The sequence below is a fragment of the Williamsia sp. Y721 genome (assembly GCF_059683565.1).
Map to the genome: position 1 here is coordinate 1,258,608 of NZ_JCASNH010000001.1, position 14,360 is coordinate 1,272,967.

The following is a 14,360-nucleotide window of genomic DNA, read 5'->3' on the forward strand; positions in this document are numbered from 1 at the left end:
CCAGGTCAGTTGGCGGGGATGAAGGTGTTGTGGCCCTGGGCTTCTTCGGCCCGGATCACGTGCATCACGGCATTGATCAATGCAAGGTGGGTGAAGGCCTGCGGGAAGTTCCCGAGGTGGCGGCCGGTGTGTGGCTCGATCTCCTCGGCGTAGAGCTTGAGCGGGCTGGCGTAGTTCAGCAGTCGCTCGCAGAGGGACTTCGCGCGCGGCAGCTCGCCGATCTCCACGAGCGCCGACACCAACCAGAACGAACAGATCGTGAATGAACCCTCTTCGCCGGACAAGCCGTCGTCGGTCTCTTCGACGCGGTAGCGGAGCACCAGTCCGTCCTCGCTCAGCTCGTCGGCGATCGCGAGCACCGTATTGCGCACGCGGGGATCGTCAGAGGGGAGGAACCGCAGCAGTGGCACCAGCAGCAGCGATGCGTCGAGTGCATCGTCGCCGTAGCGCTGGGTGAAGATCCCGCGATCGTTCACACCGAATTCGAGAATGTCGGCCTTGATGTCGTCGGCGATCTCATTCCACGTATTCGCATAGGACGTCTCACCGTGGATGGCCGCGAGTTTGGCCCCGCGGTCCAGGGCAATCCAGCACATGACCTTGGACGAGGTGAAATGCTGTGGCTCGCCGCGTACTTCCCAGATGCCGCGGTCGGGTTTGCGCCAGTGTTTGACCGCCTCTTCGACCTGAGCTTTCAGAACCGGCCACAACGTCTCGGACACCGTTTCGGTGGCCTTGGTGTTGAGGTAGACCGAGTCGAGCATGGTGCCCCAGATGTCGTGCTGGCTCTGGTTGTAGGCGCCGTTGCCGATGCGGACGGGCCGGGCCCCGTCGTAGCCGGAGAGATGATTGAGTTCGGCTTCTTCCAGCGTGCGTTCACCGCCGACGCCGTACATCACCTGCAGCGGATGATGCTCACCGTTGGTGGCGCCGGAGACGTCGGCGATGAACGAGAAGAAGTCGCTGGCCTCGCGGTCCAGGCCCAGGGTGTACAGACCCCACAGGGCGAAGGTCGAGTCGCGCACCCACGCATAGCGGTAGTCCCAGTTGCGTTCACCCTGAGGTGTTTCCGGCAACGAGGTGGTGGCCGCCGCCAACAGTGCGCCGGTGGGTGAATAGGTCAGTCCCTTGAGGGTCAGGGCGCTGCGCTGCAGGTAGTTCCGCCATGGATGGTCCGGGAAGGTGCCGATGTTGATCCATTGCCGCCAACTCTCGGAGGTCTCCCACATCATCTGGGCGGCCTCCTCCCAGTCCTGCGGAGGTGGCTGACTGCCCCAGCTCATGGCGACGAAGTGGTTGTCGCCTTCCACCATGCGGGTACGTGCGCGGGCTTCGCGTCCCTCGAGTCCGAGTTTGAGACTGGTGGTCAATTTCAATGACTGCACGTCGCCTGATGCGACACCGGTCGCGGTGGCTATCGCCTCGCTGTACGCCGGGCCTGCGTACTCCCACTTGGTGCCGCCGCGGTGATAGTCGAAGGCGGGTTCGCAGCTCATCGCCAGCTCCACCGTGCCGTTCACGCAACGGACCGTGCGGAGCAGGACGTGCTTGGCGTCCCAGTCGGTGGGGGTGCGCCGGTGTGTACGCGATCGGGCCTCGTTGTCGTGCCAGGGACCCATCACCAGTGCATCGCGGACGATCAGCCAGCCGGTGTCGGTCTGCCAGGTGGTCTCGACCATCAGGCTGCCGGGCAGGTAGCGGCGGTCGACCGGGACGTTCACACCGTAGGGCGCCAGTCTGAAATGGCCCGCGCTGCGGTCGAGGACGGCGCCGAACACACTGGGGGAGTCCGGGCGGGGGACACACATCCATTCCACCGAACCGTTGCGGGCGATCAGGCAGTTGCATTCGCAGTCCGACAGGAATGCGTAGTCGCCGATCGGAGGGAACGCATTCTGCGGCATCCCAGGGGACGTGCTGGGTGCGGGTGAGCTCAGGGCGGAATGCGTGGTTTTGCCGGTCGTGCCCGTCGGACCGGGCGTGCCGGTGGCGGTGAGGCCAGAGATGCTGCTGTCCTCGGATGTGGTTGTCATGGATCCATCATGGTGGCGGCCGTACTCCACTGCCACCGGTGCAGGGATTTCGGTCGGAGCAGGGTGTGGCCGGCCCAGGACCCCTGGTGATGGTGCCCGTGGACTTTTAATCACGGTGATCAAAAAGGGAGAGGATAGGGTGGTCCGGTGGATTCATTGACCCGATGGTGGGATGGCGTCGAAGAGTGGCTGACGTCGTTGTCGTTTGTGCCGCAGATACTCGTCTGCGCGGCGATCGTCATCCCGCTTGCCGTTGGCATCGCTGTGTTGATGAATGTGCTGGTAGATGCATCGTTTCGGCTCTTTGACCGTCGCGATTCCGCTGACGTCGATGGAGGGGAACGGTAATGCCGCGCTCGAAGGTGACAATTGCGTTGATCGCTCTGGTTGTTTTGGTTGTCGTCGCCTGGTTCTTTTTGCGCTGAGTTGTCGTGACCGGTCCCCGCGGTGGTCGAGTTCACATGCCGAATTCTGGTGCTAGTGTTCCGCCTATGTCTGCAGCCAGTGGTTACCGCGTGCGCCATACGTTGGCGCTTTTCGCGGTCGACTATCGCTGTGTTTTCGACGCTCTCTGTCGTTGAACGCCGTCTTGTTCGGGCGCTGAGCCCACCGACTCGTTCTTCCATCACCTTCTGACCGTGAAACAAGGGGACACAACTATGCTTTTCCGATTCTCGCGCCATGCGCGGCCACGGGGGCGAAAGCGTTGGACAGACCTGTCCGTCGCCGGGTCGCTCACTGTGCTTGTCGTATCGGCGCTGGTGTTGTCGGGCTGCGGGGGCGGCTCGACAGACGAACCCGGAGGCCAGGACATCTCCAGTGGTTCGCGGCATCTGAATCTCTATGCTTACGCGGTGCCGAAGATCGGTTTCGACGCGATCATCCCGGCGTTCCGCGATACACCGGAAGGCGAGGACATCGGTTTCTCGGCCTCCTACGGAGCCTCGGGAGACCAGTCGCGCAAGGTCGCCCGCCGGGTGCCGGCCGACGTGGTCAACTTCTCGGTCGCACCCGACATCACCCGGCTGGTGAAAGCCGGTGTGGTGGACAAGGATTGGGCGGAGTTGTACCCCAACGGGAGCACCCCGTTCGGCTCGGTCGTTGCGCTGGTGGTCCGTGAGGGCAACCCCAAGAACATTCAGACCTGGGACGACCTGCTCAAGCCGGGCGTCCAGGTGGTCACACCGAACCCGGGCAGCTCGGGTTCGGCCAAATGGAACCTACTGGCACCGTTCGCCGCGAAGAGCAAGGGTGGCGTCGACGAGCAGGCCGGCCTCGACTACGTCGCGGAACTCGTTCGCGATCACACCCGGATCCAGCCGAAGTCCGGACGTGAGGCCACCACGGCCTTCGAACAGGGCCAGGGCGATGTGCTGATCAGCTATGAGAACGAAGCGATCTTCCTCAAGAACCAGAACGCGACGTCCGAGCCCAGTCAGCGGGTCGACTACGTGATCCCGTCGGAGACCTTCAAGATCGAGAACCCGGTCGCGGTGGTGAACTTCAGTGAGGAGAAGGAAGCGGCCAACGCGTTCGTCAAGTACTTGTTCACCCCTGCGGCGCAACGGATCTGGGCAGAGAACGGATTCCGTCCGGTTGATGAGACGGTGATCGAGGAGACCAAATCCCTGTTCCCAGGCGACATCGCCAAACTCTGGACGATCAAGGAATTGGGCGCTGTTCTCGGTGAAGGGACCGCCGCCAAGAACGATGGCAAAGACCTCAAAGGTTGGTCCGCAGTGGACAAGGCGCTGTTCGGCACATCGGGTGCCATCACCGAGATCTACAACGCCGGAGGCAAGGTATGACCAGCACTGAAGTATCAGCAGTGAAGCCGCCCCCTGCCGCCAGACCAACCAAGCGCACCTGGGGCAGCGTGGGCCCACTGAGCGTCGGCGTTGCGATGCTGTGGCTCACCGTGATCGTGCTCCTGCCGCTCGCCGCGATCACCAGCGAGGCGTTCGACGACGGGTGGAGTGGTTTCTGGGACGCCTTCACCGCCGAAGGTGCCATCGACACCCTCAAGATCACGGTTCTGGTCTCGCTGGTCGTCGCCCTGATCAACGTGGTGATGGGCACGATCATCGCCTGGGTGCTGGTCCGTGACGAGTTCCCGGGCAAGCGATTCGTCAACGCCCTGATCGATCTACCGTTCGCGCTGCCGACGATCGTCGCCAGCCTCGTGCTGCTGTCGCTCTATGGCCCGAACAGCCCGATCGACATTGAACTCAATGCCACCAAGCCCGCGCTGGTCGTGGCCCTGGCCTTCGTGACGCTCCCGTTCGTGGTGCGTCAGGTGCAGCCGGTTCTGATCGAGATCGACAAAGAGGTCGAGGAGGCCGCCGCATCTCTGGGGGCCAACAACTGGGTGATCTGGTGGAGGATCATCTTCCCGGCGCTGGCCCCGGCAGTCCTGTCCGGTGCCGGTCTGGCTTTCACCCGCGCCATCGGTGAGTTCGGATCCGTCGTGTTGATCGGCGGCAACATCCCGGGCGATACGCAGGTTGCCTCCCAGTACATTCAGCAGCAGATCGAGATCGACTCACCCGTCGACGCTGCGACCGTCTCCGTGATGCTGCTTCTCATCGCCTTTGTGGTGCTACTGGTACTACGCGTTGCGGGTCGCCGGACCTCACGCCGTGAGGAGCTGAACTCATGAAACTGTCTGCCTTTCCACGCATCTCGTTGCGCATCATCGCGCTTGTCTACTTGTTCGTTCTGTTGGTGGTCCCGGTGGGGCTCATCTTCTGGCGGTCCTTTGAACACGGCCTCGGTCAGTTCTGGGACTGGATCACCACCCCGGCCGCGATCTCGGCGCTCCAATTGAGTTTGCTGATCGTCGCAATTGTGGTGCCGCTCAACGTGATCTTCGGAGTGTTCACCGCGCTCGCCCTGGTACGCGGTCGATTCCGCGGACGCGGCGTGATGGAAGCGATCGTCGACCTACCGTTTGCCGTCTCACCGATTGTTGTCGGTGTGGCCCTGATCCTGTTGTGGGGCTACGGCGGTTGGTTCGGTGGCCTGGAGAGTCTGGGATTCCGGGTGATATTCGGGCTGCCGGGCATGGTGCTCGCAACGCTGTTTGTGACGCTGCCCTTCGTGGTCCGCGAGGTCGAACCGGTTCTACGCGAGATCGGAACCGAGCAAGAAGAGGCTGCGGCAACACTTGGTGCCACCGGATGGCAGACGTTCTGGCGGATCACCCTGCCTGCCATCAGGTGGGGCCTGTCCTACGGCATCGTGTTGACCATTGCCCGCGCACTCGGTGAGTACGGCGCCGTCATCATGGTGTCGTCCAACCTGCCCGGTGTTTCGCAGACGCTGACATTGCTGGTGTCGTCGCGGTACACCGACGACTACAACGAGTACGGCGCATATGCCGCCGCGACTCTGTTGATGATCATCGCAATCATCGTGCTGCTGCTGATGACCCTGGTCGGGCGGAGAACCGAAACCAATCAAATACCCCGCCGACGCGCGAGCAAAGAGACCGATGCGGCCGCCGCCTCGGCGCCCACCAGCCCGATAGCCCAGGAGAGTGAACTGGTATGACCATCTCGGTAATTGACGCGAACAAGCGCTACGGAGACTTCGCCGCGCTCGACAACGTATCGATCGACATCCCGGTCGGCTCGCTGACCGCACTGCTCGGACCGTCGGGGTCGGGAAAGTCGACACTCCTGCGGGCGATCGCCGGTCTCGACCAGCTCGACTCCGGAACCGTGCTCATCAACGGAGACGACGTCACCCGGGTGTCGCCGCAGAACCGCGACATCGGGTTCGTGTTCCAGCACTACGCCGCGTTCAAGCACATGACGGTGCGGGACAACGTCGCGTTCGGGTTGAAGATCCGCAAGCGTCCGAAGCCCGAGATCAAGAAGAAGGTCGACGAGCTGCTCGAGGTTGTCGGGCTGGCGGGTTTCCAAACCCGTTACCCGGCCCAGCTTTCCGGCGGTCAGCGTCAGCGGATGGCGTTGGCCCGGGCACTTGCCGTCGATCCGAAGGTGCTGCTGCTCGACGAGCCCTTCGGTGCCCTCGACGCCAAGGTCCGCGAAGACCTGCGGGCGTGGCTCCGTCGTCTGCACGACGAGGTGCACGTGACCACCGTCCTGGTGACCCACGACCAGCAGGAAGCGCTCGACGTCGCCGATCGGATCGCGGTGCTCAACAAGGGGCGCATCGAGCAGATCGGCACACCGGCGGATCTCTACGACCGCCCGGAGAATCAGTTCGTGATGTCCTTCCTCGGTTCGGTTGCCAAGCTCAACGGAGTTCTGGTGCGGCCCCACGACATCCGGGTCGGTCGCACACCTGATCTGGCGTTGGGGACGGCCGACAAGGCCGCTGCGGAGACGGGTGTCCTCAAGGCCCGGGTCAAGCGCGTTGTGTACCTGGGCTTCGAGGTTCGGGTGGAGTTCGAGAACCTAGCCACGCACGAGGACTTCCACGCTCAAATCACCCGTGGCGACGCGGCGGCACTGGGTCTGAACGAAGGCGACGAGGTGTACGTGCGGGCCACCCACGTCCCTGAGGCTGCGCTCGCCTGATCCCGTACCCCGCAAACGCTCCACCTGTACGAAGACGCTCCACAAATATGTGGAGCGTCTTCGTATTTCCGGAGCGTGTGCGGGTCAGGCGGCCGCGAGACATCGGTCAGGTGGATTGTAGGAACTCGGTGATGAGTTCGGCGGTGCGTTCGGGTTGATCGAGCATGATCAGGACGTAGGCGTCATCGATCTCGACGAGTCGTCCCTGGGGGAGCAGATCGACCAATCGGCGGCCGTGATCTCGCGGCATCACCTTGGTCTCCGGTGCCCACAGCACCAAGGCGGGTCCGGTGAACTGACGCAACTTCTCGGTGTTGGCGATCAGAGCGGCTTTGCCGTAGTCGGTTCCGCGGCCATAGGTGAGTACGTCGCGGCGGACACCGGCCGAGGCGAGGCCGGGATCGGTCCACGCAGTGATGATGTCGTCGGGGATCGGCTTCTTGGCCATCAGTCCCAGCACCATCGGGGTTCGGCGGAGTATTCGGCTGCGGAACTGAAGAAGCGCGAACTTGATTCCTCCCGGTACCGAAGCCGCGAGGACGGCCATCTTTCCCGGGAATCCGGGAGGGAAGTTGTCGAATGCTTCGGCGGGGCAGATCACCAGACGGCTCACCCGTTGTCCGGTCTGCAGTTCGGGTAAGAACAGTGGTCCGCCCCAGTCGCTGACCACCACCGTCGCGTCTTGGAGATCGAGCGCGGACAGGAAGTCGGACAGGATGGCGACCATCCCGTGCATCTTGAGATCTGCCTCGGGGTTCATCGGAATGCGATGGCCGCCCAGCGGCAGAACGGGCAGTAGATATCGAAATGTGTTGGGTAACAGTGGTAATACCAGGTCCCACTGGTGGTCGTTCATGAGCAGGCCGTGGATGAACACCACCGGCGACCCGTGTGGATCGCCGGTCTCCCGGTATTCGATGGTGCCGGCGGTCAGTTCGACGTTCTCCATCAGAATCTCCTAGAGCGTTCGTTCTAGACGGCTATCCGCAAGCTGCGTGCGCGAGGTTTGCCGTCTGCTGCCCGCAGACTAGAGCGACTGTTCTAGTATGGGACCAAGGAGGTTCAGATGGCAAGGGGTACTCGCGAGTCGATCTTGACGGCGGCGATCGAACTCATGCGCGTCCACGGGTACGCGGCGCTGAGCATGAAGCAGATCGTGGCGGCGTCGGGTGCTCCGATCGGATCGATCTACCATCACTTCCCAGAGGGCAAGGCGCAGATCGCGAGGGAAGCGCTGATCAATGCCGGGGTCGCCTACGCTGCGGTCATACCCATGGTGATGGCCGACCAATCGGATTTGGGCGCCGGGATCAGGGCGGCATTCACCCAGGCCGCCGACGACATGGAACTGACCGGGTACGCGAATATGTGCCCGGTGTCGACCGTCGCCGGAGAGGTCGCCAACGCCAACGAATCACTGCGGATGGCTGCGGCCTCGGTCTTCGGAGATTGGATCACGCTCGGGCGCATGTACTTTCAGGGCCGTGGGCTGGACGAAGATCTCGCCGAAGAGGTCGTCACCGCGATCATCTGCTCGCTCGAGGGTGCGTTCGTGATGGCACGAACCCTCCGCAGCAGGGCGCCGTTGCTCGCCGCCGGCCGAGCCCTGGCTGGGACGTACGACGGGATCGCGCTCTTGCCCGTGTCATCTGACGCCCAAACGCTCCACTAATCCAAGGATGCTCCACAAATATGTGGAGCATCGTTGGAAAGGTGGAGCGTTTGCGATTAGACAATAGGGATGGCGTCGGATCCGGTGGTGCTCGATCTGGGTGCCGGTGGTCCGTATGTCTTGCTGGCACATCTGCGACGCGGGTCGATTGCAGTGAGGGTGGGGGACATGGTCGCGGCCGGCGATCACATCGGCGAATGCGGTAACTCCGGGAACAGCACCCAACCCCGCATCCACCTCCAGGTCACCGATTCGCTGGAGTGGTCGACGACCAACGGTCTGCCGATGGCATTTCGGCGGCCAGGTACCGGGTTGTTCGTGCCGGACGAGTCGGAGGTCGTGGACGTCTGACCGGCCTACACGGACGCCGAACGCGAAGGCGCTCCACCTATACGAAGGCGCTCCACAAATATGTGGAGCGTCTTCGTATAGGTGGAGCGTTTGCGGGAGGGGCGGGGTGGGGTGGGGTGCGGTGTCAGGCCGGGACGCGGAGAGTGGTGGGGAGTGCGGCGCGGTAGCGGTCGCAGACGACGTCGATGAGGGCCGGGTGCGCTCCGAGTGGTCCGGCGATGTGGGCGCCGGGGGCCAGGTTGTCGACGGCATTGTCGAACCGTTCGGTCAGCAACCCTGCCGACAGGAAATATGGGCTGACGACGATGCGACGGGCACCCTCGCCCCGCAGTCGGGCGATGGCTGTGCGCAGGTTGCAGTTGTCCTCGCCCAAGCGGGTGGCGAACACGACCTGCACCATCGGAGTACCGATTTCGAGTGCCAGCTCGCTGGCCCGGCGCCGGACGGCGTCGTCGGCCGCGGTGTCGCTGGATCCCACTGCGGTCATCAGGACACCGTCGGTGGGTCGCAGACCGACCTGATCAAGTCGCTCCGTCAACGCGGTGATGATCCGGGGGTCAGCGCCCAGAGTCGGCAACTGGCGGACCGTCAGAGTCGGGTCGGCGGCGCAGGCCTGATCAACCAGCGCGGGCAGGTCGATCTTGCTGTGGAATGCCTCCGACAGCAGCAGCGGTGCCAGCAAGACCTCGCCGCGACAGCCGGCCAGCACCTGCGACACCGTGGGGGTGTTCAGGTCGAGGTAGGCCAGCCGGACATCCACGTTGCGCAGGCGTGCGCGGACGGCCGCGGTGATCCGCTCCACAGTGGCCGCGAACCGAGGATCGCGGCTACCGTGGGCAGCAAGAACCAGTGTTGTCACACAAGTTCTTTCAGGTGCAACGCCGACAGGGCGTCACCCACCAGGCCGGCGCCGAGAGTGTTGCCACCCTGCGGATCGATCAGCAGGAAGCTGCCGGTCTCGCGGTTGGTGTTGTAGTCGTCGGCGCTGACCGGCTGTGCGGTCTGTACCGAGATGCGACCGATCTGGTTCAGCTCCAGCGAATCCGGTGACTCACGCAAGACCAGTTCCTGCTCGTCGAAGAGCACTTCGAGTCCGCCGACGATGGCCTGGGTGGTGCGAGCCCCGTGCTTCAGCAGGAGGCGGGCGCCGGGACGCAACGGTTTGTCGCCCAGCCAGCAAACCGTTGCGCTGAACTGTGAGATCGGTTCGGGCGCATCGGCAACGGCGGCGATGACATCGCCGCGGGATACATCGACGTCCTCGGCGAGGATGAGGGTGATGCTGCGGCCGGTGTGTGCCGATTCGAGCGAACCGTCTGCCGTGTCGATTCGTTCGACCGTGGTGCGGGTGCCGGACGGCAGGATCACCACCTCGTCACCGACGGTCACGCGACCGGCGGCGACCTGACCGGCGTAGCCGCGGTAGTCCGGGTATTCCGCTGTGCGCGGCCGGATCACGTACTGGACCGGGAACCGGAATCCGACCGGCTTGCGATCCTCGCTGGCAGGTACCGATTCCAGGTGCTCGATCAGCGTGGGGCCGTTGTAGTACGGCGTCTTGTCGGACCGGATGGCCACGTTGTCACCGTGCAGCGCGGACACCGGGATGGACACGACGCGTTCGGCGCTCCAGCCGAGCGACGTTGTCATATCGGTGAATTCGGTGCGGATCTCGTTGAAGACTTTTTCGGGGTCGTCGACGAGATCGATCTTGTTGACGGCCAACACCAATCGGGGCACACCGAGCAGTGCCATCACCGCGGCGTGGCGACGGGTCTGCGAGATGACACCCTTGCGGGCATCGACGAGCAGGATCACCAGTCCGGCGGTGGAGGCGCCGGAGACGGTGTTGCGGGTGTACTGGACGTGCCCGGGGGTGTCGGCCAGAACAAACGACCGTGTCGGGGTGGCGAAGTAGCGGTAGGCGACATCGATGGTGATGCCCTGCTCGCGCTCGGCGCGCAGACCGTCGACCAGCAGTGACAGGTCGGGCTGGTCGAGACCGCGGTCCACCGACGCCCGGGTGACGGCGTCGATCTGGTCGGCCAGAACCGATTTGGTGTCATAGAGCAACCGGCCAACCAGGGTGGACTTACCGTCGTCGACGCTGCCGGCTGTGGCCAGTCGGAGCAGATCAGTAGCGTGATTCATCAGAAGTAGCCTTCTCGTTTGCGGTCTTCCATGGCGGCTTCGGACACTCGGTCGTCGCCGCGGGTGGCACCGCGTTCGGTGAGTCGGGAAGCGGCGACCTCGGCCAGCACGGCTTCGTTGTCGGTGGCGTCGGACAGAACCGCGCCGGTGGTGGAGCCATCGCCCACGGTCCGGTAACGAACCGAAAGGGTCTGCAGCTCTTCGCCTTCGGCCGGACCGCCCCAGACGCCCGGGGTCATCCACATACCGTCGCGTGAATAGACCTCACGCTGATGGGCGTAGTAGATCGACGGGAGGAGTACCTGCTCGCGGGCGATGTACCGCCAGACGTCGAGTTCGGTCCAGTTGGACAGCGGGAACACCCGGACGTGCTCACCCGGTGCGTGCTTGCCGTTGTAGAGGTTCCACAACTCGGGGCGCTGACGCTTCGGGTCCCACTGGCCGAATGCGTTGCGGAGCGAGAAGATCCGCTCCTTGGCGCGAGAGCGCTCCTCGTCGCGGCGGGCGCCACCGAAGACCGCGTCGAAACGGTTCTCGGTGATGCCGTCGAGCAGCGGCACGGTCTGCAGCGGGTTGCGGATTCCGTCGGGCCGCTCGGTGAGCCGACCGTCGGCGAGGTAGTCCTCGACCTTTGCGACGTGCAGACGCAGGTTGTGGCGGGCCACCACGTCGTCGCGGAACGCCAAGACCTCGGGCAGGTTGTGCCCGGTGTCGACGTGCAGCAGCGAGAACGGCAGCGGCGCAGGCCAGAAAGCCTTCAGCGCAACGTGCAACAGGACCGTGGAATCCTTGCCTCCGGAGAAGAGGATCACCGGACGCTCGAACTCTCCGGCGACCTCACGGAAGATGTGGATCGCCTCGGACTCGAGGGCGTCGAGAGTTGTGAACTCGTCGGCGGTTTCGACGGGCAGGGAGTCGCCCGGGAGGGCGTTGGTGCTCTGTTCGATGGTCATGAGGCGTGCAACCCGCATTCTGTTTTGGCCAGACCGGCCCAGCGGCCGCTTCGTGGATCGGCACCGGCAATCGGCTTGCTGGTGCAGGGCGCGCATCCGATGGATGGATAGCCCTCGTCGACAAGGGGATTGACGAGTACGCCGTTGGCGTCGATGTAGTCCTGGAACTGCTCGTCGGTCCAGGCGGCGAGCGGATTGATCTTCACCAGACCGAAGGCGTCGTCGAACGAGATCAGTGGGGCATCGGCCCGGGTGGGGGATTCGACCCGGCGGATTCCGCTGACCCAGGCCCGGTAACCCGACAGTTCGCGCTTCAGGGGCACGACCTTGCGTAGTCGGCAGCATTCACCGGGGTTGGAGGCGAACAGGTTTACACCGATAGTCGCATCCTGCTCGGCCACGCTCTGCTCGGCTTTGGCGTTGACGATCTCGACGCCATAGACCTGCTCGACCGCGTCGCGGGTACCGATGGTCTCGGCGAAGTGGTAACCGGTGTCGAGGAAGAGCACCTTGAGCTTGTCGCCACCGAGTTGTTCGGAACTGATCGCATTCGTGGCGACATCGATCAGGACCGCGTCCTGCATGTTCGAGGCGACCAGGAAGTCGCTGCCGAATGTGTCTGCGGTCCACCGGAACAGATCCTGCGCGGACGCGTCCGGTCCCAACTGCGCGGCGCCGGCCTGTGCCAGCTCACGCAATTCCGCTTCATTGCGAACTGCGGTACTCATCGCAAATCCTCCTCATCGGCGCGAATCGCCCACTGGGCGAAGCGTTCCCCTTCATTGCGTTCCTTGACGAAATTGCGGACAACCCGCTCCATGTAGTCACCGATATCGGTCGAGAGCACCTTGTGCTGGCGCAGCTTTCGGCCGAATGCGGAATCCTGCCCGAGGCTGCCACCGAGGTGGACCTGGAAACCCTCGACCGTATTGCCTGCGTCGTCTTCGACGAGCATCCCCTTGAAGCCGATGTCGGCGATCTGGGCACGGGCGCAGGAGTTGGGGCAGCCGTTGATGTTGACCGTGATCGGCACGTCGAGCTGATCGTTGATATCGGCCAGGCGCTCTTCGAGTTCGGGAACCAAGATCTGCGAACGCTTGCGGGTCTCGGTGAACGAGAGCTTGCAGAACTCGATGCCCGAGCAGGCCATCAGGTTGCGACGCCACGGTGACGGGCGGGCCTCGAGACCGTGCTGCGAGACCTCTGCGATGAGCTGCTCGACCTTGTCGTCCGGGACGTCGAGGACGACGAGCTTCTGGTACGGCGTGAACCGGATGCGATCGGATCCGGCCCGCTCGGCGGCATCGGCCACGGCGGTCAGCTTGGTACCGGAGACGCGGCCTGCGATGGCGGCGAAGCCAACCGAGTTCAGGCCGTTCTTGAGCCGCTGCACGCCGATGTGATCGCGCGGGGCGGTCAGCGGTGTGGGGGCCGGTCCGTCGATCAGCTTGCGGCCCAGGTACTCGTCTTCGAGGACCTGACGGAACTTCTCGATGCCCCAGTCCTTGATCAGGAACTTCAGGCGGGCCTTGGTGCGCAGCCGGCGGTAGCCGTAGTCGCGGAAGACGGAGACGACGGCTTCCCAGACATCGGGGACCTCGTCGAGCGGGATCCAGGCACCGACCCGCTGCGCGAGCATCGGGTTGGTCGAGAGGCCGCCGCCGACCCAGAGGTCGAGTCCGGGGCCGTGCTCGGGATGGTTGACGCCGATGAACGCGACGTCGTTGATCTCGTGGGCGACGTCCTGCAGGCCGGAGATCGCGGTCTTGAACTTGCGGGGCAGGTTCGAGTATTTCGGATCACCGATGTAGCGGCGGACGATTTCGTCGATCGCGGGAGTGGGGTCGAGGACCTCATCGAGCGCCTCACCGGCGAGCGGGGATCCCAGGATGATGCGGGGGCAGTCGCCGCAGGCTTCGGTGGTCTTGAGTCCGACGGCTTCGAGGCGGCTGAAGATCTCCGGGACGTTGCGGATGTCGATCCAGTGGTACTGGACGTTCTCGCGGTCGGAGAGATCGGCGGTGTCGCGGCCGAACTCGGTGGACAATTGACCGACGGTGCGCAGCTGCTCGGTGGTCAGCGCACCGCCGTCGCACCGCACCCGAAGCATGAAGTGCTTGGCTTCGAGGATGTCGATGTTGTCGTCACCGGTCCAGGTGCCGTCGTAGCCCTCGGCGCGCTGGGTGTAGAGCCCCCACCAGCGCATCCGGCCGCGCAGATCCTGCTTGTCGATGGAGTCGAAGCCCTGCTTGGAGTAGATGTTCTCGATCCGGGCCCGAACGTTGAGCGGGTTGTCGTCTTTCTTGACCTGCTCGTTGGGGTTCTGCGGTTCGCGGTAGCCGAGCGCCCACTGACCTTCTGCCCGGCGTTTGGTGGGACGCGCGCGGCGCTGCGGCGGCTTTCCGGGGGCGTCGGTCGTCGACGTCATGATGCTCCTGTCTGACGGATCCATCCAGAGCAGCGCTGGGCATGTGCCGATGGCACCCGAATGATCCTGCGAAATGAAGTGAGGGGGAGGCCGTGAGTGCACGTATGAGAACCCGGTGCGATCCCGGGCTGCGGGACGCGAAGCGGACGTGCTGGTTACATGCGACACAGCGCGCTGCATGCGCGCTTGAGATCAATGTGCCGTCGCATTGCGAGCCACACCCCT

At 64.0% G+C, this 14,360-nt stretch carries 14 protein-coding genes; 7 read left to right on the forward strand and 7 right to left on the reverse strand.

Annotated features, from left to right (window positions below):
* Nucleotides 1–5: 5 nt before the first annotated feature.
* Nucleotides 6–2,033 (reverse strand): glycoside hydrolase family 15 protein, encoded by a 2,028-nt coding sequence (locus AC56PL_RS05535; RefSeq protein WP_497153200.1) that lies wholly within the window; start codon nt 2,031–2,033, stop codon nt 6–8.
* 147 nt (nt 2,034–2,180) lie between these two features.
* Between AC56PL_RS05535 and AC56PL_RS05540 the strand changes: the two genes are divergently transcribed.
* The 5 genes from AC56PL_RS05540 to AC56PL_RS05560 all read left to right on the forward strand — a co-directional run bounded on the left by AC56PL_RS05540 (nt 2,181) and on the right by AC56PL_RS05560 (nt 6,580).
* Nucleotides 2,181–2,381 (forward strand): hypothetical protein, encoded by a 201-nt coding sequence (locus AC56PL_RS05540; protein ID WP_497153201.1) that lies wholly within the window; start codon nt 2,181–2,183, stop codon nt 2,379–2,381.
* 311 nt (nt 2,382–2,692) lie between these two features.
* Nucleotides 2,693–3,841 (forward strand): sulfate ABC transporter substrate-binding protein, encoded by a 1,149-nt coding sequence (locus AC56PL_RS05545; RefSeq protein ID WP_497153202.1) that lies wholly within the window; start codon nt 2,693–2,695, stop codon nt 3,839–3,841.
* A complete protein-coding gene (gene cysT / locus AC56PL_RS05550; protein WP_497153203.1) occupies nt 3,838–4,692 on the forward strand; it encodes a sulfate ABC transporter permease subunit CysT in 855 nt (284 codons plus the stop codon). The genes AC56PL_RS05545 and cysT overlap by 4 nt, the downstream gene beginning before the upstream one ends.
* Nucleotides 4,689–5,585, forward strand: a complete 897-nt coding sequence (gene cysW / locus AC56PL_RS05555) for a sulfate ABC transporter permease subunit CysW (protein WP_495515360.1) — start codon at nt 4,689–4,691, stop codon at nt 5,583–5,585. Before cysT ends, cysW begins: the two co-directional genes overlap by 4 nt.
* Nucleotides 5,582–6,580 (forward strand): TOBE-like domain-containing protein, encoded by a 999-nt coding sequence (locus tag AC56PL_RS05560; RefSeq protein WP_495515361.1) that lies wholly within the window; start codon nt 5,582–5,584, stop codon nt 6,578–6,580. Before cysW ends, AC56PL_RS05560 begins: the two co-directional genes overlap by 4 nt.
* 106 nt (nt 6,581–6,686) lie before the next feature.
* Here the strand turns inward: AC56PL_RS05560 and AC56PL_RS05565 are convergent, their stop codons facing one another.
* Nucleotides 6,687–7,529, reverse strand: coding sequence for an alpha/beta fold hydrolase (locus AC56PL_RS05565; RefSeq protein WP_497153204.1), 843 nt, complete (start codon nt 7,527–7,529; stop codon nt 6,687–6,689).
* A 117-nt stretch (nt 7,530–7,646) separates the two neighbouring features.
* Here AC56PL_RS05565 and AC56PL_RS05570 point away from each other — a divergent pair, with 117 nt between their 5' ends.
* Both AC56PL_RS05570 and AC56PL_RS05575 read left to right on the forward strand, forming a co-directional pair.
* Nucleotides 7,647–8,252 carry a TetR/AcrR family transcriptional regulator gene (locus AC56PL_RS05570; RefSeq protein ID WP_497153205.1) on the forward strand — a complete coding sequence of 202 codons (606 nt, stop codon included), beginning with the start codon at nt 7,647–7,649 and terminating at the stop codon, nt 8,250–8,252.
* 69 nt (nt 8,253–8,321) lie between these two features.
* The gene (locus AC56PL_RS05575) at nt 8,322–8,603 is read left to right on the forward strand and encodes a M23 family metallopeptidase (RefSeq protein ID WP_497153206.1); all 282 of its coding nucleotides are present in this window, start codon (nt 8,322–8,324) and stop codon (nt 8,601–8,603) included.
* 124 nt (nt 8,604–8,727) lie between these two features.
* Here the strand turns inward: AC56PL_RS05575 and AC56PL_RS05580 are convergent, their stop codons facing one another.
* Genes AC56PL_RS05580 through AC56PL_RS05600 form a run of 5 tightly spaced genes read right to left on the reverse strand, consistent with a single transcriptional unit; the run spans nt 8,728 to nt 14,135 of the window.
* The gene (locus AC56PL_RS05580; RefSeq protein WP_497153207.1) at nt 8,728–9,462 is read right to left on the reverse strand and encodes a sirohydrochlorin chelatase; all 735 of its coding nucleotides are present in this window, start codon (nt 9,460–9,462) and stop codon (nt 8,728–8,730) included.
* Entirely contained in the window at nt 9,459–10,754 is a 1,296-nt protein-coding gene (locus tag AC56PL_RS05585) for a GTP-binding protein (protein WP_495515365.1), read from the reverse strand. The genes AC56PL_RS05580 and AC56PL_RS05585 overlap by 4 nt, the downstream gene beginning before the upstream one ends.
* The gene (cysD, locus tag AC56PL_RS05590) at nt 10,754–11,707 is read right to left on the reverse strand and encodes a sulfate adenylyltransferase subunit CysD (RefSeq protein WP_497153208.1); all 954 of its coding nucleotides are present in this window, start codon (nt 11,705–11,707) and stop codon (nt 10,754–10,756) included. Before cysD ends, AC56PL_RS05585 begins: the two co-directional genes overlap by 1 nt.
* On the reverse strand, nt 11,704–12,435 hold the full coding sequence (locus AC56PL_RS05595; RefSeq protein WP_497153209.1) for a phosphoadenylyl-sulfate reductase: 732 nt from the start codon (nt 12,433–12,435) through the stop codon (nt 11,704–11,706). Before AC56PL_RS05595 ends, cysD begins: the two co-directional genes overlap by 4 nt.
* Nucleotides 12,432–14,135, reverse strand: a complete 1,704-nt coding sequence (locus AC56PL_RS05600) for a nitrite/sulfite reductase (RefSeq protein ID WP_497153210.1) — start codon at nt 14,133–14,135, stop codon at nt 12,432–12,434. The genes AC56PL_RS05595 and AC56PL_RS05600 overlap by 4 nt, the downstream gene beginning before the upstream one ends.
* Between the last annotated feature and the right edge of the window lie 225 nt (nt 14,136–14,360).